Genomic DNA, 19671 nt, shown 5'->3' with positions numbered 1-19671 from the left:
TAGGCATAAGTGCATGGTGTATGGCTTGTTGCAGGGGAACGGGTTCCAGCAACGCTCAATATAAAGAACGGGTTCCTGACATGCTGATTCCCGGCATGTTTGTTGAACTGCCGGACCGCAAGGGTTTGGCCAAGCTCGAGGCCGTCTATGGCCGAACCTGCACAGTGACGGTTTTTCGATCAATTCGAAAGGTGGAGACCCTCGAGTTTGACGTTGCACAACTGCAACGGGGATATTTAAGCCCGCAGACGCGCGTCTATGTGCAAGACCGCAAGCGAACCCTTGTCGGGCGTGTGATTGGCTTCGCGCCGGCCGATAACGGCCAGATCGACTATGAGATTAAATTTCCGAACGGCAAAGTCGACGATTTCGGCGAGCGTGTTTTGCAGGTCAGGCCGTGGAATGCGCCTGAAGACCCGGCGGAAATGCTTGCGATCGGAGCGTCGGAAACCCAGTTCCTTCATGACCGCCGACAGGATGCGATGGGGGCTCTGCTGAAACTGAGGAGTGCCTCCCAGGGCCTCACCTCAGTACCCTCGGCAAGCGTCGACTATGTCGCCCACCAGGTTGCCGCCGTCAAACGTGTCTTGAGCGATCCGATCCAGAGATACCTCCTCGCCGATGAGGTTGGATTGGGCAAGACCATCGAAGCCGGGCTCATCATCCGCCAGCATCTTATCGACAATCCCGAGACCCGCGTTCTGGTTTGTGTGCCAGATCACCTCGTCGGGCAATGGCATCGCGAACTGGTCGAAAAGATTCGGCTCGATCAGTTCGCGAATGGGTTCGAGTGCTGCGGTCATGCCGATCTGGCCCAGGTTTCGCAGGCGCCAGATATCCTGGTCATTGACGAAGCCCATCACCTCGTGGGCATCGATGCCGGTCCGCTCCTGCCTGCCGCCGACCGATTGCGCGTCCTCAGCCGAGAGGCGCCTGTCCTCCTTCTGCTTTCGGCGACCCCCGCTCTCGGCGAAGAAGCCAAATTCCTGGCGCTTCTCAACCTTCTTGATCCGATCAATCATCCGATCGAGGATTTGAGCGGATTTAAAGTCAAGCTTGAGCAACGGCGAGAGACTGGGCGCTTGCTCCTGAGCCTATCTCCAGATGGGCCACGCATTGTTCTTCGGCAGCGCGGCGCTGAACTGATGCGGTTGTTCCCATCGGATGAGATCGTTCAGGAATTTGCACCGCAGTTGATCGAGGCTGCGAAGGATCCGTCCAATGATCTGACACACCTATGTTCGGTGCTGAAGGATCATATTGCCAACAGCTATCGTATCCATCAGCGCCTCATCCGATCGCGCCGTGTGGATGCAGCAGGTTGGGAATTTGTCGCGCGAGGGCCGATCACCGACGGTGAACCGCTCCTCTCGCATGTGAAGGTCGAAGAAGATCCTGCCGACATAGCGTCGGCCTTGCTGACAGCGCTGGAAGATTGGCGCTTCAGCGCCGCCGAGTCATCGATCAGCGACGACGGCGGGACAGCGCGCTTTGCGCTTCGATATCGAGACTTGCTCGGTGCGGTGAGTGAGGGTGCCGATGCCCTGCGAGAATGGCTGAGAGACGCCGAGCCGATTTTCGACGGCGAAGACGAACTCCTTGCCGCGCTCGGTGCCATTGCGGAAAAACAGGACGATCGCCCCCGTATCGAGACGATGGTTGAGAGTACGACCCGGTTGATCAAGGCGATCAGGCCCGACGCGCAATTTCCTAAAGTGGTGGTGTTTGCGTCTAGCGAGCGGGTGGCGCGCCACTTTTATGACGTCTTCCAAACTGACGGGGACGGGACGACCGCGTATTTGCTGACCAGCGACTCCGCTGATATAGATAAGATCGCGCTGGAATTCAGCGGACGTACCACGTCTTCGATCCTGGTCACGGATCGTTGGGGTGAAGAGGGCCTCAATTTAAGTTTCGTGGATGCGATCGTCCATCTCGACCTGCCAATGGCCGTAGCGCGGATCGAACAGCGGATCGGCCGCCTGGATCGATTTGGCCGGCGGAAGAACTCGATCCGCCATCGCCTTCTGCTGCCGTCTGAGGAAGACGTCAGCCCTTGGAGAGCGTGGTTCGAGATGGTTGCCGACGGCTTTATGGCCTTCAACCGCTCGACGAGTGATATCCAGTTTATCCTGGAACGATTGGAGATCCGAGTCTTTGAAACCCTTCTCCAACATGGTCCCGACGCGCTGAGAGCCATGACTGGCGATTTTCGGTCCCAGATCGCCGATGAGCGTAAATCGCAAGACGAGCAGTATGCGCTCGATCGTATCACGCTTGCTGAAGAGCGGGTAGAAACGTTTATTGAAGCTTTGGAGGACGCCGAAGAGGACGAAGAGGCGCTCGAACGCGCCGTTGATGGATGGCTTGTGGAGACGCTGCAGATTCGCAAGCAACCGTTCAAATGGCCGGAAGAGGACCCGTTCAAGTTGGTGACCGCCAGCCACACGCTGATTCCGCGGGTCCCGTGGCAATCGGAGCTTCACATCGACCATTCCACGGCACTGACCTGGAGACGACGGGTCGTCACGAACCGGCATGAAGCCAATCTTCTGCGTCCGGGAATGCCACTGCTCGACTCGCTTGAGCGGTTCACGCAGTGGGACGATCGTGGAACGGCATTTGCGACGTACCGCGTGGTTCCAGATTGGAACGACGAGATGTGGATTGGATTCAAGCTGTGTTTCGTCGTCGAACCGCAGATCGAGTTCACCGACTTCCTCGCGCCTTCCCGATCGGATCTGGCCTTGTGGCGGCACGCCCAACGGTATCTGGCGCCAACCGCGCATACCGTCTACATCGACCTCAACGGCGTTGCGGTCACAAATCCGGAACTTATCGCTATTATTAGCCGGCGATATTCCGACAAACCGGTTGACGGCTTCCCGAAGGACATCAATCTCGGCAGCCGGCCTCAATTGCTTGCGGACATCATCGATCCTTCAGCCTTTCAGACAATCTGTCTCTCCATCCGCGATGCGGCGCGCGAGCGCCTGGCCTCGACGGATGAAATTGCCTCTGCTGTCGCGCGTGCTGTCACGATGGCGGAAACAGACCTCGGGCGCCACGAGCGGCGGATGAGGCGAGGAGCTTCGAGCGACGGGGCCTCGGCCAAGTCGGATATCGACGCAATGAAATCGATCCTCCAGTCCATTCGTCAGCCTTCAATTCGGTTGGATGCCATGGGTTGTTTTATCGTCGCACAACATGCGCCAAAGAGCCCGGCAAATGGATAATTTACACGGGCACGCAGCGTTTACGGCAATCTCGCAACTGCTGGCGGGCATAGGCGATGGTGAAGCGTGGCGCGGGCAATCCCCGGCGATTGAGCGGCTTCGCGCCGCACTTTCCGATACAGGCAATGACGCAAGCGTTCTCGACCTCGCCGTCCTCGTGCGCCAGGTCTTGATCTATGAGTATGCGCGGCGCGCCTACGAGGTCTCTCCCACCTTGCGCATCGCGCATCCGAAACTGGCGCAGTTTGAAGGATGGGACAAGGTCGGTATCGCGGCGGTTCGATCGGCTGACTGCATGCTGATCACCGCCCGCCCATGGCAGCCGAACTGGTTGTCGAAAGGCGATGGTCAAGGTGTCGAAACGCTGGCATCGTCCGAGAGTATCCGGCGCGTATTCAATGCAGAGGGAACGGAAGGCGACCCTTTCCTTCAGTCTGTTGGCCGTTCTTCCTACCGAAGCCCCGGACAACGCGCGGCCGTCCGCGCCGCACTCTCCACGCCAGCTAGCGCCACCTTGGTGGTCGCCCTGCCGACCGGCGAAGGAAAGAGCATGATCTTCCAACTCGCACAGAAAGTCGGCTTTGTTGGCGGCACTCCCGACACGAGGGGTGTCACGCTCGTGATCGTTCCGACCGTGGCGTTGGGCGTCAACCATGAGCAGGAGGCCGTCAAGGTTTGCGGCCTGGCCCGCCCGCTCGCCTTTCAAGGCGGGAATGATGCCGAAAACAGCATCATCGCCGATCGTATTGCGGATGGTTCGCAAGGTATCTGTTTCGTATCGCCGGAGGCTGCCTGCCATCGACTGCGCAATCCCTTGCGGCGTGCCGCCGAAGCCGGTTTGTTGCGAGCGCTCGTGATCGACGAGGCACATCTTGTCGATCAGTGGGGCACCGGGTTTCGGAGCGAATTTCAGGAATTGAGCGGACTGAGGCGCGAGCTTATAAGTGCCGCGCCCCCAGAGCACCGTCTGAGAACTGTGTTGCTCTCGGCGACTTTGACGGATTCCTCCCTGGAAACGCTTCGCATGCTGTTCGGTGCGGATGGTGAGTTCGGGAGCATGTCTGCCGTCCAACTCCGGCCAGAGCCCGACTACTGGATTGCGCCGATCACCGATGAGGCCACCCGGGTTGAACGGGTCTTGGAAGCACTGCATCACGCGCCGCGGCCAGCGGTTCTCTATGTGACCGAGGTCGGCGAAGCCGAGGCCTGGTATCGAAGGCTGGTCAAGGAAGGATTTCGGCGGGTTCGCAAACTCCATGGCAAGACCGGCAGGGCCGAGCGCGAGCACATCGTTTCGGAATGGCGCGACGGCGCGCTTGATATCGTGGTCGGGACCTCTGCGTTCGGCCTGGGCATCGACTATGCCCATGCCCGCAGCATTGTCCATGCGTGCGTTCCAGAAACGCTCGACCGTTTCTACCAGGAGGTTGGACGTGGCGGTAGAGACGGGATGGTCTCCCTGTCCTTGGCAATACCGTCGGCGAAAGATTTCTCCATCGCCGAAGCGATCAACGCCAAACAGGTCATCAGCGTTGATCGTGGTCTCCACCGGTGGTCCACGATGTTCACTCGAAAAGTGTCCCTGGGAAATGGGCGATTTGCCGTGCAAGTGGACGGCCGCCCGGGCGCCGACGAGCGAGACATCGACATGTTCGGCGAGACCAACACGGATTGGAACCTCCGGACGTTGGCGCTCATGGCCCGTGCCGGTCTTATAAAGCTTCTGGGGACACCCTATCCGCCAGTCGAGAAAGAAGGAGATTGGCTGGAAGTCGCCGTTCTTGATGATCACCATCTGGAGCAGCGCCTCTGGGCCGAAAAAGTTGAAATGGTGCGCTCTGGCGACTGGATCGCGAGTAAGAGGAACCTCGATTTGATGCGAGAGTTTCTCAAGGACCAGCGCTGTCCTGCCGAAATCTTCGAGGAGTTGTACGGCGCGCACCGATTGGCCAGAGTTTGCAGTCGCTGCGAACGGTGCCGGCTGGACGCGGGCAAACGCCACCTCGGAAAGACCGTCGGCGAGCCGATCGCACCGTGGTTGCTCCCGCTTCATCCCTCCCTGGCGAGGCTTTTCGACAATAACCTGAAGCTGCTTGTCACGTACCAGCCAGACAGCCTGCCGCGAGCGGCTTCAAGAAGACTGGGTGAAACATTACAACGACTGCAACGCATGAATCTGGCAAAGCTACTCATGCTCGGCTCACAGCCCTTCGACATGGGCCAGGTCCTCAAGTTCTCCGCGAACACGCCGTTTTTTGTCAGCGACGTGGCATCGCTCGCGATATCCCGGTTACCAAAAGGACCGGAGATCGTACTGATCGGGCGCAATCAGACCCTGGAGGAACAAAATCTCACCAGCCGCTCGGAATCGCCGCGTATTCTTTTGGCGCCGCTCGGGCAACCTGCCCCCGACGGCCGGCGGCTGCGTGATGTTTTTGGCGGACGCGTCCTGACCTTTGAAGAATTCAATGAAAGGGTATCACGGTGAGCATTATCACAACCGTTGAAGCGGTCCCGAGCCGGCTCTACGCAATATACTCTTCGCTGTTCGACATTGAAAATGGAGAGGCGAAGGACCGCTTGGAATCCTGGGCTACGCCGCCGTCACTCAAAAATACGACGGAAGATAGCGGCGGATCGCCAACGAAACTGTTCGTCAATTCTCTGCTCGAGGCACGCAGGATTGGCCTCGTTGAGGAGATCGACGACAAACTGCAGTTGACGGCAGACGCCCGGGGCGGAGGAAAAAAGGGGGACAGAAGCGAGGCCTATTTCCGCAGGTATTTGCTTCGCACGTTGTTCGACCCGATCCGCGCGGAGGAGACCCAACAGGATTCTTTCATGTTGGCTCTCACCTGGCTCCTGAGCACGAACCCGCTCAAGCCAATGAGTTTTTCCGACGACCCGAATTCTGCAATCAAGATGACGCTCGGGGAAAATGCCCGAAAAACCGATTGCACCATCCCGCTCAATTACCAAAACATGCTCTATTGGGCGCGATATCTGGGTTTTGCGACAGTGGTTGGCGTCGGACCTTCGAGGCGGGTCATCCCCGACCCTGTCAACGCCATCGATGACGCCCTTCCGGCAATTTTCGCCGACGGCAACGAGTTGCCGGTCGAGACGTTTCTGGCGCGACTGGCCGCGATCTATCCGGTCTTCGAGAAAGGGAGCGTTTGGGAGCGCTTTAATGCAATGCGGCTCATTCCCTTGAATGGTGCCGAAACGCGGCTTTCTGCCACGACAAGTATCGCCCTGCAGAGGCTTGCGGATCGCCAGCGCTTGGCGATGAGAAGCGTGGCCGACGCGCCAGACAGAATTCTTGATTTTGGCGTTCGTGAAGACCGGGTGAGCCACATTGGTCTGCGGGGGAGCAACTGATGCGTAATGTCGTTTGTTGGGATCCCGGCGCAGTTCGTCAGGTCATCAATCCCTTCGCCGAACATATGCCGGATACCCTCTTCAAGGCGGTGCACAGCGACTGGGACCTCAACGTTTCCCCGCCGGTCGGAACGAAGTTCCAGGAGATTTCCGATGCCTCCTGGGACAAGATGAGCCAGCGCCAGTTTGTGGCGGATTTCTTGAGCGATGAGCGACCGCACGCGCTCGCCGCGATTCTTGGCGATACCGGGTCGGGAAAATCGCATCTTGTTCACTGGATGCGGTTCCAGATCCGTTCCGATGAACAGCGCCTTGTCTTGCTCGTCCCGAAATCAGGAACGAGTTTGCGGGCGATCGTGAAAATGATCATCGACGAGCTTCCAGTCGATGAACAGAGAAGCTTTCTGGAAACCTTGCAGTCGGCGGGCGACGGCACGCAGACCCGCGCTGGACAAAAACAGCAACTGCTCAACGACCTGGCACAGGTGATAAGGGAGGGAGTTCTCTCTCCAGACGCCGACGAAATCGAGCAAGAACTGGCGTCGTATCTCCCGCATCTGTTTCAGGATCCATATATGCGGGCGACACATTTTCTGGGCGACGAAACGGTCATTTCCGAAATCGTTGACCATATTTTCGCGCCTTCGAATGCTCAGGATCGTCCGGAAACGCGGCGAAGCTTCGCGGTCAGCGATCTTCCCCTTGGTGGTCTGGATTTTGCGAGCGCTTCGAAACTGGCGCAGGACGCGATGAAAATCATCGCGCTGGACACCGAAAAGCACACGCAGCTCGCGGTCGACATCATCAATGACAACCTCGACAAGGCGATCGCCCGAACCTTGAGTTTCTCAGGCGATCGTGTCGAGGAACTGATGACCCGATTGCGGGCGCACCTGAAGGTACAAGGCCGGGAGCTTGTCCTTCTTGTCGAGGAGTTTGCGCGCCTGCAGGGGATCGACCGGGCGCTTCTTCAGTCGATCACATCCCATGGTGACGAGCGCTTGTGCAGGATGCGCTCAGCCATCGCCGTCACGACCGGCTTCTTCGAAAGTGTTGCGGCAACGGCCTATATGCGAACTACGCATATTGTCGATATGGATCGTTCCGCCGGGCGGGCGGAAGGACATTTGGTGACAAGCGAATCCCTCGCTCGGTTCGCGTCGCGATATCTGAACGCCGTCAGGCTTGGACGGGCAGACATTGATCTTTGGGCAAACGATCCGACAGCCCCTGACAATCCTCCGTCGCGGTGTGCTACGTGCGCTTACCGCAGCGACTGTCATTCGATCTTCGGTGAGGTGGACGGCTACGGTCTTTATCCGTTTACGCCGCGTGCGCTATGGAACTCTGCGCAACGCGCCAACGACACGCTTCCGGAAAGTCTCAACCCACGTATACTTCAGAATGATCTGCTGGTCGAGGTGTTGGACAATTATGGTGATAGTATCCGCACCGGGACATTTCCCCCGTTCCAACTACTGGAAAAACTCAAGGGCGTTAAACTTCTCCCCGTCGCGGCTGAGTTGCAACTCGAAGCCAGAAGTCCGCAATATGCCGGACGCTGGAAAGCGTTTCTCGAATTATATGACGGCTCCGGCGAAATCAGGAATCTGGACGCGAACCTGAGAGAGGCTTTCGCCGTACCGGAAATTCCCGGGGCGAGCGCTGGCCTACGGGTCGCCGTCGAAGAGGTGGTCGAACAACCGGCTGAAAAAAACAAACCGGCCCCGAGCCGTGAGGAGGTCCTGCTTCAAAACTGGAGCAACGGTGGCGATCTCGACACGACGCTCGCAACACAATTGCGCGTTCTCGTTTTCTCGGCGGTTTCAGACACGATCGACTGGGATATGCTCGGCCTCGCCAAATCGGGCTTTGTGAACGCATCCACTGGCCGCCCGTTTCAGCGCGGCAGCATTAGCTTTGCACGGCAAGCCAGCCTTGTTCGTTCCGATCTCCGCGTCAAACTCGAAATACCCGGGACATTGAGCCCCGCCTTGGCAGGTGCTGCCCTCGTCGGATTGCTGAAAGCCTCGAAAAGGGACTTCAACTGGGATTTCGAGAACGGCGACAGAATGCTCGCTGCGTTTCTGGACTGCGTCGCGGTATGGGCGCGTAGCGTTGAAGAGCAACTGCTTGCGTTGTGCAATCCCACACCCGATTGGAGCCAGGCACGTGCCGCCATGGAACTGCTTTGCGTCGGTGCGGCAATCGGAGGCAAGATCAAGCCCGATGCGACCATTGCGGAATTTCTCGATGGCGCGTTCAGCTCCTGGCCGCAAGAATGCGCCAGCCGCTCAAAGGAGATGAGAGACGCTTACGACAGTTTGCTGAACGGGCGCGAGACCGCGGCACAGATGGCCCGCTTCCAGATATCCAGCATGAAAGGCGGACAAGCCGGTGCAATGCTCGCTCCGAGCCGGGTGGTCTCGGTTATTCGGAATATCCGGCAATCGAAGTGGCGCCTTGGGCTTGTTCCTCCGAGCGACGACCGGACCGAACTGGCAACCCTTTACCGCCGCATCCAGGAAGCGCTTCCGGCGGCTGCAACAGCGGAGATGAATGACCGGAGCCAATGGCTTAAGGAAATGGAAGCAGCCTTTGGTGAGGGAGCCTCCCGGTCGGCAATTGTCGCCGGTTTAGAGAAGGCACACGCTGCGGCCTCTGAAGCAGGAATAGGGTCGAACAATACTGCCAAGCCACTCGCCGACGCTCTTGAGCGGATCCGCAACGTAAATTTCGACGATTCATTGGCTGCCGCGCGCAGCCTTGCCAAATTCGATGACGGTCTGTCGGCACTTAGCCATTTTGGACGCGGGCGACGGAACGGGGTAGAGGCCGGAAGCGCGCTGGCAAACGCCGCCAAGGCATTTCTGGACGCGATTGATGAAAATGTCGCAGCCAACAGCCATAGTCAGGATGCAAAGCACAGCGCGATCGTGTTGAGCATCGACTCGATCCACGGCGCATTGGAGGCGATCGAAACCGATCTCCGAATGATGGACGACACGTCTGGGGGAACCTCCAATGCTGCTTGATAGAGCCGCCGGGTTAGCCGACAAGATCAATCAATACCAAACACTCAAAACAGCGGGTGACGAAGCGCTTCAGTTTCAGTCGCGCGCAAACCAATTGAAGACCGCATCCGAGAAGCTTTCATCCGCCCGAAAAGCTCTGAGAAAAATGCGAGATGCTGGCATCGAGGTCGATTTCGTGCCTTCCGACGGATTGACGCTTGCAGAACGGGCGAAGAATCTCCGAACCGCCATGTCCGGAAACCCGTCTGCGATCAACGAACCGTCTCTAAATCTGAAGTATGAATTTCTGGACCGTCTGGCCGGCATCGCCTCAGCGGCGGACCGGATGATCTCGGCTTCATGGAAATCTTACGTCCGAAAACGGACCGAGTTCGGATCATCCGACATTCTGGACGCCCTCGCCGCTATTCCGCAGTTCCGCCCAAGCGTCAACCGAATACGTCAATGCCGGGCCGCAGTGGAGGCCTTGGGTGAAACAGTTCCAGAAGATCCAAAGGCCACCGTGTTGAGGCTCGACGCCCTCGTGGCCGAGCATGAGAAATCGTGGTCCGAACTATCCGCGAAGGATATTCCCTCCAGTGTGGTCAAATTCATCCGCGACGCCGCGAATGACGGGGCTTCCCTTACGTCTTATTCTGACGAGGTGAGACGTTGGCTTGATGAGCAAAATCTCATCGCATCGTTCCGCATACGGTTGAAATAGGTAAGTTTCGATGGCGCTCTCGCTTAATGCAGCCAAGCTTCTGGATCTAATCGAAGCGATCGAAATGCGGTCGCTAGAATGGGGTTTCACAGACGGTTTTCTGAGCGAAAAAGAAGTGCTTGCGCTGGCGAGATCGGTGGTCGCAGCCGGGAATGCGTCAGCGGCGGATGATGCTATTGAAGAATTGATTTCCGCACGAACTCTTTTCGAGTTGCATAATCCGGGCGGCGAGATCCACCTACGATCGCGTTTTGGCGAAATGATGCGGTTGGCGGCCGCCAACCGGCAATTGTTCCCCAACAAGCCATGGCAGGCCGCGCCGCATCTTGTGTCTGATTTCCGCGTTGACCGGCGGCCACGGCGATTTCCCAAGCGTGACCGGTTGCCAGAAGCTGTCCTAACCGAACATTCCGCGATACTTGCCTCCACGCCGCTGCGCCTAGATATCTTTCGATCGTTGACTGCACTGCCCGCCATGAAATTAGCGGCCTTTCAGGAACGCGCCACCGTCCGGTTGACTGTTCCGACCGACGACGGCGGTACGATCGTCACCGCTGGCACGGGTAGCGGCAAGACGATCGCGTTCTATTTGCCGGCAATGATCCGGATCGGCGAAGCGATCGGCGCGGATCACTGGGTCAAGGCGGTTGCGATATACCCCCGCACCGAACTGCTCAAGGACCAGTTCGGTGAAGCGTTCCGCATGGCCCGTACCGCCGCCGGAGCGCTGGCTCAGCATGGGCGCCGCCAAATGAAAATCGGCGCACTGTTTCGATCCTCCCCGCGACGTGCGACGGGGAAGGAACTTGCCGACAAGGAATGGGGCCGACGGGGACAAGACTTCGTTTGCCCATTCTTGCGCTGCCCGACCTGCGCGAACGAACTGATCTGGCGTCGGGCCGACATTGAGACGGCCAGAGAGCGTCTCAACTGCGCGCGACCCGAGTGCAGCGGGGCGGTGAGCGAATCGGAAATCGTGCTCACGCGCGAACGGATGCAGCGCCAACCGCCAGATATCCTGTTCACGACGACCGAAATGCTGAACCAGCGGCTCTCCGATCCCTGGATGCGCAGCGTGTTTGGCGTGGGTCTGCCCCAGGCCAAGCGCCCGTTCTTTGGTCTTCTTGACGAAGTCCACACCTATGAAGGCATATCAGGCGCTCAGGCCGCTCTAACGCTCAGGCGATGGCGGCATCTGCTGGGGTCGCCGATATCCTGGGTCGGCTTGTCGGCGACCTTGGGCAACGCGTCGCATTTCTTTGCTGATCTGACGGGGGCGCATCCCGATCGCGTCGTCGAGATCACGCCGGCGCTGACGGAGTATGACGAGGAAGGCGCGGAGTACCAGATCTTGCTTCGGGGCGATCCGACCTCGCGCGCGTCATTGCTTTCGACCACGATCCAGACGGCGATGCTTGTACCGCGCCTCCTCGATCCGCCAGGAGCAGCCGATGTCTCCGGGGCTTTTGGCCGCCGCGCGTTTCTGTTTACGGACGATCTCGACGTTACAAACCGACTCTATGACGACCTGCGCGATGCAGAGGCGTACACCATTTTCGGTCAACCGGACAATCAGCGCCGCCCGCTCGCGGCATTGCGCGGCGACGGCGGTGACGCTGCACTGCGTGATGTCGAAGGACAGCGATGGAGGGTTTGCGAAGATATCGGTCATCACCCTCTCGACAGACGATTGATTGTCGGTCGCACGACGTCTCAAGACGCCGGGGTCAATCAGTCTGCCAACATTGTGGTCGCCACCACCGCGCTCGAGGTCGGTTTCAATGATCCCACCGTAGGCGCTGTCATTCAACACAAGGCCCCCCGTGGCATGGCATCGTTCTTGCAACGAAAGGGCCGCGCCGGCCGTGCGCGAGCGATGCGCCCCATCACGCTTACGGTCCTGTCGGACTATGGACGAGATCGGGCCTTCTATCAGGCCTACGAGCACCTGTTTGATCCCGCGCTCGAGCCGCAGAACCTTCCGATCAGAAACCCCTACGTTCTAAAAATTCAAGCCGTCTACGCCATGTTCGATTGGCTGGCTGCGAGAACGGCTGGCTACGAGAAGGCGTGGCAGTGGGACCTGCTGAGCCGGCCACAGGACGATCCCAGCCAAGCCGTCCAGGCAGTGTTGGCACGCACCAAGGCGATCCTTTCGGATCTTATTCAAGGCAATCAAGCCACCATAGACGACCTCGCCCGACACCTAACGTCAGCATTGGGCATTGATTCGGCCGCGGCCAACACCTTGCTTTGGGAACCGCCACGCTCACTTTTGCTCGAGGCGATCCCGACGCTGGTGCGGCGCTTATTTCGCGACTGGCGCTTGGCTTTTCCAAGTCAAACAGGTGAATTCGATCTGAAGACCGACTATCACCCTCTTCCAGATTTCGTCCCGCGGAGCCTTTTCAGCGACCTCAGCCTGCCGGAAATCAGGATTATCCTGCCCCCGGCAACGGCAAATCACGCCGAGAGGGTGGAGATGATGCCCATTCTCCAAGGCCTCAATCAATTGGCGCCTGGGCGTGTCACGCGACGGTTTGCCCCTGAAAGGGGCGCGTTGTCGCATTGGGTGTCGGTCGACCCCTCGCATCCCGAGCAAGATTGCCGGATCAGCGACTACGCAGAGGAACATGAGTTTGTCGGAGAGTTCGCTGGCCGGTTCAACGACCACGCGAGCACGGCGCCGGTCCTTGTATTTCGTCCCTGGACCGTGCGCCTGACAAAGGCTGCCCGTAGCGACGCACTGCCGAGCAGTAACGCAAGGCTCGCGTGGCAGACCGACATCGTCGTGAACGGCGATGCGCTGAATGTCCCAGTCCCGCCTCGCTCAAGTTGGCGTCGGTTGGTTGGATCAATAGACTTCTTTCTTCACCGCTTTCGATCAAGCGTTAGCGTGCGCAGGTTTGCCTCGACCGCGCATGCAAATGTTCGGACGTTACAGGACGATTTTCCCGTTACGGTGCATTTCAAAAGTGATGATGGCCGCCCGGCCGCACTTGGCTTCGAGCTTGAGGTTGACGGCCTTCGGATCGATGTGCGGCTGCCTGAAGGCGTCGAGGACGCGGGAAATTCCCTTCCCGCATCGTTGCTCGCGACGAGTAAGCTGAATTTCGCGCGTGACACTTTCAAAAAAGACCCGGACCTTCCTGCCGACCTAAATCAATTCCAGCGTGAGTGGCTTTTCCAGATCATGGTCTCAGCGCTTTTGGCGGATGCCGCCAACACAGAGCGTTCCTTGCCGGAGGTCGCTTCGGATGTGTTGAGCGAGCTTCGGTTCGAAGGCGTCTTTCACGACACGATGAGCGAGTTGTTCGGTGCGATGCCGCCTGTCGTTCCGGATGACGAGGACGGCGACGACGATGATCATGACGGAGCCGGAAACAGCGACAGCGTCGGCACGCTCCCGGCTCAACAGCGACGAGGACCGGGACGGCTGCAACAGGCACTTTCGAACCAGATCAGCCTACCGATCGTTCGAGAACGTATGCGAATGCTCGCGCAACTCCTTTGGGAACCGGATCCGGTCGCGTTCGGCGCATGGATTCGGGCTGTCATTCTGGAAACGCTCGGAGAGGCGATGCTTCAGGCGTGCATCGCCGCTGCACCGCGGCACGCAACAGTCGACACACTTCTGGTCGACATTCGTGACGACCATGAGAGCGGCGAGACAAGCGTCTGGATTACAGAGGCGACACTGGGTGGGGCGGGCGTCCTCCAAGCGTTTGCCGAAAAATTCGCATCCGAACCGCAGATTTTCCTGACGGCGCTCGAGGCATCTCTTGCTCCAACCGATCTCGAACTGGTTGATCCTGGGCTTCGCCAGATACTCCGTCTTGCCCGCACTGACGCGAACGTGACGGGAGAAATTGCGCAATTGCGTGCCACCAACTCGCATGGCGAGCGCGCTGTTTTTTGGAAGCCCCTGTCCCAGCGTCTTACACAACTGGGCGGTATCGATGTCAGCCATGCACTTTCCGTATCCCTGAACATTCGCCTTTTGCGCGCCGGTAGCGGACCCCAACTGGACCAGCTTCTGCTTGATCTGCAATCTCACTGGGATCTCCTCGAGGATCGATATTCAATGTCGATCGGGCTCAGGGAATTCGCTTACATTTGCAGCAAGGACGCGGCATTGTCGTCGTCTGTTCGTTCGTTTCTGTCAGCGACGCTACCAGCGGCAGCGATCGGAAACGTCACAGTGCTAGCGGCCATCACCAGTTTGCTTTGGCCGCGGGCAGAGGAGGTGCGGCTACGCTCCCTTCAATCGTATAATCCCTATCGGCAGGCGCGCACCACCGACCCGGCATTGGTCCGGCACATGGTGTTGACGAGGTCGACGCCAACGGTCGAACTCTCCGCCCCCGACTGGTTTGCCCAACTGACGCATGCCTTCGAAACGCATGGGGTTTGCCAGTTGGCCGCGGCTTCGGAAAATGCAGGGGCGCTGCGCGAAGCAATGGTGGTTCTCGCCGCAACGCCAATCAATGTCGGTGTCCTGCAGTTTTTCCCGGTCGTCGAACGTGTCGACCGAGCATCCGGTCGCATCCTGTCCACTTTGACACTGCGGGAGCAAATCTGATGCTCGGACCTTCACGTGACCTGCACGGTCCCGCCCAGTCGCGCGCGGTTCGCGACCTCTTTCAAAGCCTTTTCATAGCGGAATTGATCAGCCGTAGCCCGAAGCTTTGGTTTTTCTTTGCGTGGATTTCCGACATCGAGGTCATCGATAATTCTGCCCGACAGTTTGCGTCGATCCAACCGGACTGGCCGAGCGCGCCGATTAGATTGTCGGAGGTGCTGCGGGCACTTCTCTCGCGCGGCCAGCAAGTTCGCCTGATCATTCGCGAGCACGGCCACAACGAATACTTCATTGCGAAGTTACAGACATTGAAAGCAATCTTCGGAGATCAGGTGCGGTGGACGATCGAGAAGGATTTCCACGCCAAGGGCCTTCTCGGAGTCGACTATTTCTTGAGCGGGTCAATGAATCTCACGCTAAACGGAATATCGATTAACGGAGAACATCTCGTCCTCCGGACAGACCCTGCTTCAGTTGCAGAGCAGACGATCGAATTGGAGTCGCGGTGGGAAGGGCTCCTGAAATGATCGGCTTGGATATCGCAGACGCACAATCGGTTCTTTCTGATCTCGAAACGATGTCGACGACCTCGACCTTCGGTCCCGAGGTCGAGGACGTTTGCCGACAACTTCGTACGACGGTTGTCGATCCGGCATTTCCGGGTGCTCTTATTCCGACTGCGAGTGCAGCCGGTCGGCTGCAAATCTTGGTTGCTACGCCAACGATGATGGCCTGGCGTCGGCTGTCGCCGGTCCTAAAGGCCTTTGCGGGACCGACCATGACGTCCTTCAACGGTATCACCGCGCCACTCCCACCTGGCGAACTGGCAACTCAAAGGCTCGCGCAGACACTGCCGGCCGCGACCTGCGTCATTCAGATCCCGCAAGACCGCAAGAGTGTCTTGTCAGCTTTGCGCGCGCTCATGCGTGTCCGTGAAACGATCGCCCGCGCTCCCGATCTTCAAGCCGCGGTCCCAGAACCGACAAGTTGGCTGCTGGCAAGGTTTCAAGACAACCTCAACGTCGGGCGTCGGGATGCTGCGACCGTCATTTTGGAACGGCTTAAGGATGAACTGCGTCTTGATGCGCTAAATACCAAATTCCTCGAGGTTCAACTTCTTGCGGCGTTCGGCGACTGGGCAGCGATCGTCTCCCTGGCAGGCTTTGGCAGCTTGCGGCTCGCTCGCAGACCGCCCGCGATCACCGCACTCTTGCTGGAAGCGCTGTACCGCACGCATCTGTCGGATTTGTTCGATGCCGGCGATCGCGGCCGCGTCCATGACACCTACCGAACGACCGTGCGCGACCTGGCTCAGCCAATGCTGTCTGTACCGTTGCCATCAACCCTGACACCCGGCGGCTTGAAACTCTACGCCCTAGAGACCCTGGTGTCGGCCTCAAGGTCAGATATTCAGGAAGCGCTTGCCGGTGAAAATTCGTCATTGGGATGGCTTGCTGATGAGTTGGGAACGCGCCCTGGCGCTATCGCGCCTCATCCGACCTTGACGCCAGCGTCATCGCCCATCGACGATGCTCGTGCTGCGTTGGTTCAGGTGGATGCCGTCGAGGCTGTCGACAACGTTGCTGCGGCGTTGGCCGCCCTTGCAAAGCTCGCGCCGGCGGAACTCGCTTTGCTTCGGGACGCCGAGCCCTTCAGCACCGCCTTTCGCCTTATCGAGGTAAACGCTCCAGGCGGTGTGCCATCATCATGGATCGAGTGGCTCGAAAAGACGGCTGATCCAACCTTCACCAACGCTCTTGAGATAGCCCGTCACGGGAAAGATGAGTGGTCCGTTGGGTCGTCGACAAGCGATCCGGTCCAAGTTGCTGCGCTCGTGGCTGCTTTGAACCATGCGCAGGCCGACCAACTCGCGTCGGAAAGGACGGCGCAAGCGCTCCCCTTCCTCGTTGCATGGCTTCAGCAAGACCCTGCGTTCCCCGGCCCTACCATGGCGCCGGTCTATTCGAGCCTCCTTACCTTGTTTGCGCTGAACTCCACGCGCGGTGGATCGGTTTATGAATCCAGCCAGGTATTGGTGGAAGCGCTGCTGACTGTCGGAATAGACGGCGCGGATTACTCATCACTTATCGCCGATATCGACGAGTTGGCAGGGCAGGCCTTTGGCGTCGATATGATTTACTGGGTTCTGGACACGATCGAAAACTTCATGCGGGCGAGCGCACCGGACGCTAAGATTCGTGAAGGCTTCCTTCACAGCATTCTTGCTCGAACGGCACCTCTTTACGGGCGGCTGAGCACCTTACAGCGGACAGCCGTAAGGCGTCTCGCCGGCGAACTTGGCTGGTCGCTGGAAGCATTCGGCGTGAACGTCGATTCCGAACCGAACGATGGTGTCAGCTATAAATTGGACGGGTTGCGGATCGCGATCTATTCGTTAACAGAGACGTCGAGCCGCCAGGCCAAGAATGCCATAGAGGAAATGTCCCCGAATGTGGTCGTCGATTGTGCTGCAGATCATGGCGGATCGGCCCGTCTTAAGGCGATGGCTGAGAACGCAGACATTTTTGTTGTGACTTGGCTTTCCGCGAAACATGCCGCCACGGAGTTCATCCGCGAACACCGTGGCGATCGGACGCTATTGTATGCGCAAGGGCGTGGCTTTTCGAGCATCCTTCGCGCGCTCGAGGAACACCTCAAATGACTGGACTTTCAGTAGTTTTTCGTGGCTGACTTGAGACCGTCAGCGCCGAGCAGGCCAAGCGCTGATCGTCTACAGGGGGGTGAAGATTGGACGCCGATAGGGGGTCAACTGCGCGACCGAGCGATGTTTTTGATCGGGTTTGCCGGTAGATTCGACGTACGAAACTGTTGGGTTGGATCTGAAAGGCGAATCAGACCGAGGACGCCCGCGCTGGATCGATATCCTCTACAAGGGAATGCTCGTCACTTCGCAAAGCCTGCCCATGGCCTTCTCTTTTCGCCGCGCCGCGGCGCAAGGGAAGGATGTCTGGCCCGAGTAGCTAAACGACAAGGAGGTCGACGGGCGCGTGAAAAGGACCGCAATGGCTTTAGGCGTGCGCAGCGATCTCGCCGAGATTGAGCGAGCCTTCAAGTACTCTAGCGATTCCCTTCGCGCAGGCTTTGCCTCCTCGGCCGAGGTCGACGAACGCTATGTCCAGAAACAGCTTTCTCCCGCGGAGATGACTCGCAGATAGCAGTGGCGGCGCGATCGCTTCCGCGTAAACCTTACAATGGCTTCCGGGCTTTAGCTTGCCCCTCCCCAAGCTAGTGGCCTTCCCGCCGGAGCATTCCTCGCGAGCTATGCTGCGTCTTTGAGTGACCGTCTGGAGAGGACGAACGCCTGAAATAATTGGCGCCAGTAGTTCATCGAATGTACGGAATTTTTCATTGCTGCGAGTAGCTCCGGGTGATCCTCCAGCATCCTGCGGCTGGGAAAGGTATCCCCCGACAAACATGCGCATGCCTCTAGGACCTTCTCAACTGACCAAAATCCATTCGATTTCTTTTTCAAAGGGTAGTCGAGTTCCTGTGCCAGGCGTTCGCGCGGATATTGCTTTAGCGCCTTCTTCGCACTGCCGATGCCGTGGACATCCAATTCGCGGTAACTGGGGAAGTGGCCAATTGTGGCCGCGAGTGCTTCCACTTCCTTTCGAACATTCTCTGGCGACCAGTATCCGTGTTCTCGCATGCTGCGACCGGACCCGTGAACCGTTCCTTCTGTGCCAAGCTTGGCTGCAATAGAAGAGATTAGTTCTGCTCTTCGATCTGTATTCACCACCTCGTGAGGATGGATCTCGACAACCTGAAAGCCTGCTTCGAGATACAACGCGATTTTAGCTCTGAGCCTTGTGAAATAATCGAGGCTTCGTTGTGATTCATTCTCCCGGGCATACATGACGACCTCAACGACGACATTTCGTATGATGAAGTCGGGAAAGGCTCGCTTGCCAGTATGAGAAAACTCTTGATGGATTAGAATTTCTTCTGGCTCCACACCCAAGTTCAGGAGGATACCCTCATAGGCAGCCACCTCGCGGAAAGAATCAAGAGCAATGCCATTCGCCGTGACAGGCTTTTCCTTAAAATTCATGCCCGGACATCTGGCACGGATTTTTGCTTCGAATCGGTGGAAGCCCCCGTATTTACGCTCGATCATCGCTTTCAATGCGCCCTCACCCATCTGGCGCAATTCAAAGGGTCGCGGACCGAAGGCGAAGTGCGCAAACTTCTGGACATAGGCATCCGCGACCGTTTCCTTCGTCCAATATCCGACGGGCATACGCTTCCGATTTTGCTGCAAATTTGCCTCGTGCCCAATGAGGTCAATGTCGGCCGCCTTTAGGAGGGTGACTGCCCGGCTATGGCCATGATCACGGAGATCTTGATGCGTCGGTCGTCGACCAAGTTTTCTCCATACTTCTTGCACAGCCTCTTCGCAGCGTGACTTAGTCCAGGTCACAGGGGCTTTTGGCTCCGGAAAAACGGAGATCCCGCATATTTCTCGGATCTGCCGCGCGCTAAGCTTTCCTGCGAGAGCGCCGCAATCATTATTTCTAAGGTCACTGTGGCTGGGTCGACGGCCCAGTTTCGTCGCAACGGCACGGATGGTTGTTTCTACGATCTTGGCGGCCTGCGAACCATTCCTGAGCATATCGTCTGACCTTGCCCCGTTGAAATAATCCATTTTGAAGTAAGCTCTGGCCCATTGAGAGGACCAGGGAATGAAGCGCAGCCGTTTCACAGACGAACAGA

The 19671-nt window shown here is 58.2% G+C and carries 9 protein-coding genes and 1 pseudogene; 9 read left to right on the top strand and 1 reads right to left on the bottom strand.

Features of this window, described 5'->3' with window-relative positions:
• Nucleotides 1–20: 20 nt before the first annotated feature.
• The 9 genes and pseudogenes from dpdE to FHT77_RS31750 all read left to right on the top strand — a co-directional run.
• Nucleotides 21–3236, top strand: coding sequence for a protein DpdE (gene dpdE / locus FHT77_RS31995; protein ID WP_312859784.1), 3216 nt, complete (start codon nucleotides 21–23; stop codon nucleotides 3234–3236).
• Nucleotides 3229–5724, top strand: coding sequence for a protein DpdF (dpdF, locus tag FHT77_RS28025; RefSeq protein WP_183758502.1), 2496 nt, complete (start codon nucleotides 3229–3231; stop codon nucleotides 5722–5724). Before dpdE ends, dpdF begins: the two co-directional genes overlap by 8 nt.
• Nucleotides 5721–6617 (top strand): protein DpdG, encoded by an 897-nt coding sequence (gene dpdG, locus FHT77_RS28020; RefSeq protein ID WP_183758500.1) that lies wholly within the window; start codon nucleotides 5721–5723, stop codon nucleotides 6615–6617. Before dpdF ends, dpdG begins: the two co-directional genes overlap by 4 nt.
• Nucleotides 6617–9652, top strand: a complete 3036-nt coding sequence (dpdH, locus tag FHT77_RS28015; protein WP_183758498.1) for a protein DpdH — start codon at nucleotides 6617–6619, stop codon at nucleotides 9650–9652. The genes dpdG and dpdH overlap by 1 nt, the downstream gene beginning before the upstream one ends.
• Nucleotides 9642–10355 carry a hypothetical protein gene (locus tag FHT77_RS28010; protein ID WP_183758496.1) on the top strand — a complete coding sequence of 238 codons (714 nt, stop codon included), beginning with the start codon at nucleotides 9642–9644 and terminating at the stop codon, nucleotides 10353–10355. Before dpdH ends, FHT77_RS28010 begins: the two co-directional genes overlap by 11 nt.
• A gap of 10 nt (nucleotides 10356–10365) precedes the next feature.
• Nucleotides 10366–14937, top strand: coding sequence for a protein DpdJ (gene dpdJ / locus FHT77_RS28005; RefSeq protein WP_183758494.1), 4572 nt, complete (start codon nucleotides 10366–10368; stop codon nucleotides 14935–14937).
• Entirely contained in the window at nucleotides 14937–15464 is a 528-nt protein-coding gene (gene dpdK, locus FHT77_RS28000) for a phospholipase D-like domain-containing protein DpdK (protein WP_183758492.1), read from the top strand. The genes dpdJ and dpdK overlap by 1 nt, the downstream gene beginning before the upstream one ends.
• Entirely contained in the window at nucleotides 15461–17599 is a 2139-nt protein-coding gene (gene dpdD / locus FHT77_RS27995) for a protein DpdD (RefSeq protein WP_183758490.1), read from the top strand. The genes dpdK and dpdD overlap by 4 nt, the downstream gene beginning before the upstream one ends.
• Nucleotides 17600–17870: 271 nt before the next feature.
• Nucleotides 17871–18113: pseudogene (locus FHT77_RS31750) on the top strand (integrase); the annotation flags it as partial.
• 104 nt (nucleotides 18114–18217) lie between these two features.
• Here FHT77_RS31750 and FHT77_RS27990 read toward each other — a convergent pair.
• Nucleotides 18218–19671 (bottom strand): hypothetical protein (locus tag FHT77_RS27990; RefSeq protein WP_210281057.1); only part of this gene is annotated, 1454 nt, incomplete at its 5' end.

Source organism: Rhizobium sp. BK181 (assembly GCF_014193305.1).
Lineage (GTDB): Bacteria > Pseudomonadota > Alphaproteobacteria > Rhizobiales > Rhizobiaceae > Rhizobium.
Note: the sequence above shows the minus strand (reverse complement) of the source record. Positions and strands in the feature narration are given on the sequence as shown.

What these genes read in the sequence shown, in the direction of transcription:
- dpdE (WP_312859784.1), top strand. Translation starts at nt 21, where the DNA reads ATGGCTTGTTGCAGGGGAACGGGTTCCAGCAACGCTCAATATAAAGAA.
- dpdF (WP_183758502.1), top strand. Translation starts at nt 3,229, where the DNA reads ATGGATAATTTACACGGGCACGCAGCGTTTACGGCAATCTCGCAACTG.
- dpdH (WP_183758498.1), top strand. Translation starts at nt 6,617, where the DNA reads ATGCGTAATGTCGTTTGTTGGGATCCCGGCGCAGTTCGTCAGGTCATC.
- FHT77_RS28010 (WP_183758496.1), top strand. Translation starts at nt 9,642, where the DNA reads ATGCTGCTTGATAGAGCCGCCGGGTTAGCCGACAAGATCAATCAATAC.
- dpdJ (WP_183758494.1), top strand. Translation starts at nt 10,366, where the DNA reads ATGGCGCTCTCGCTTAATGCAGCCAAGCTTCTGGATCTAATCGAAGCG.
- dpdK (WP_183758492.1), top strand. Translation starts at nt 14,937, where the DNA reads ATGCTCGGACCTTCACGTGACCTGCACGGTCCCGCCCAGTCGCGCGCG.
- dpdD (WP_183758490.1), top strand. Translation starts at nt 15,461, where the DNA reads ATGATCGGCTTGGATATCGCAGACGCACAATCGGTTCTTTCTGATCTC.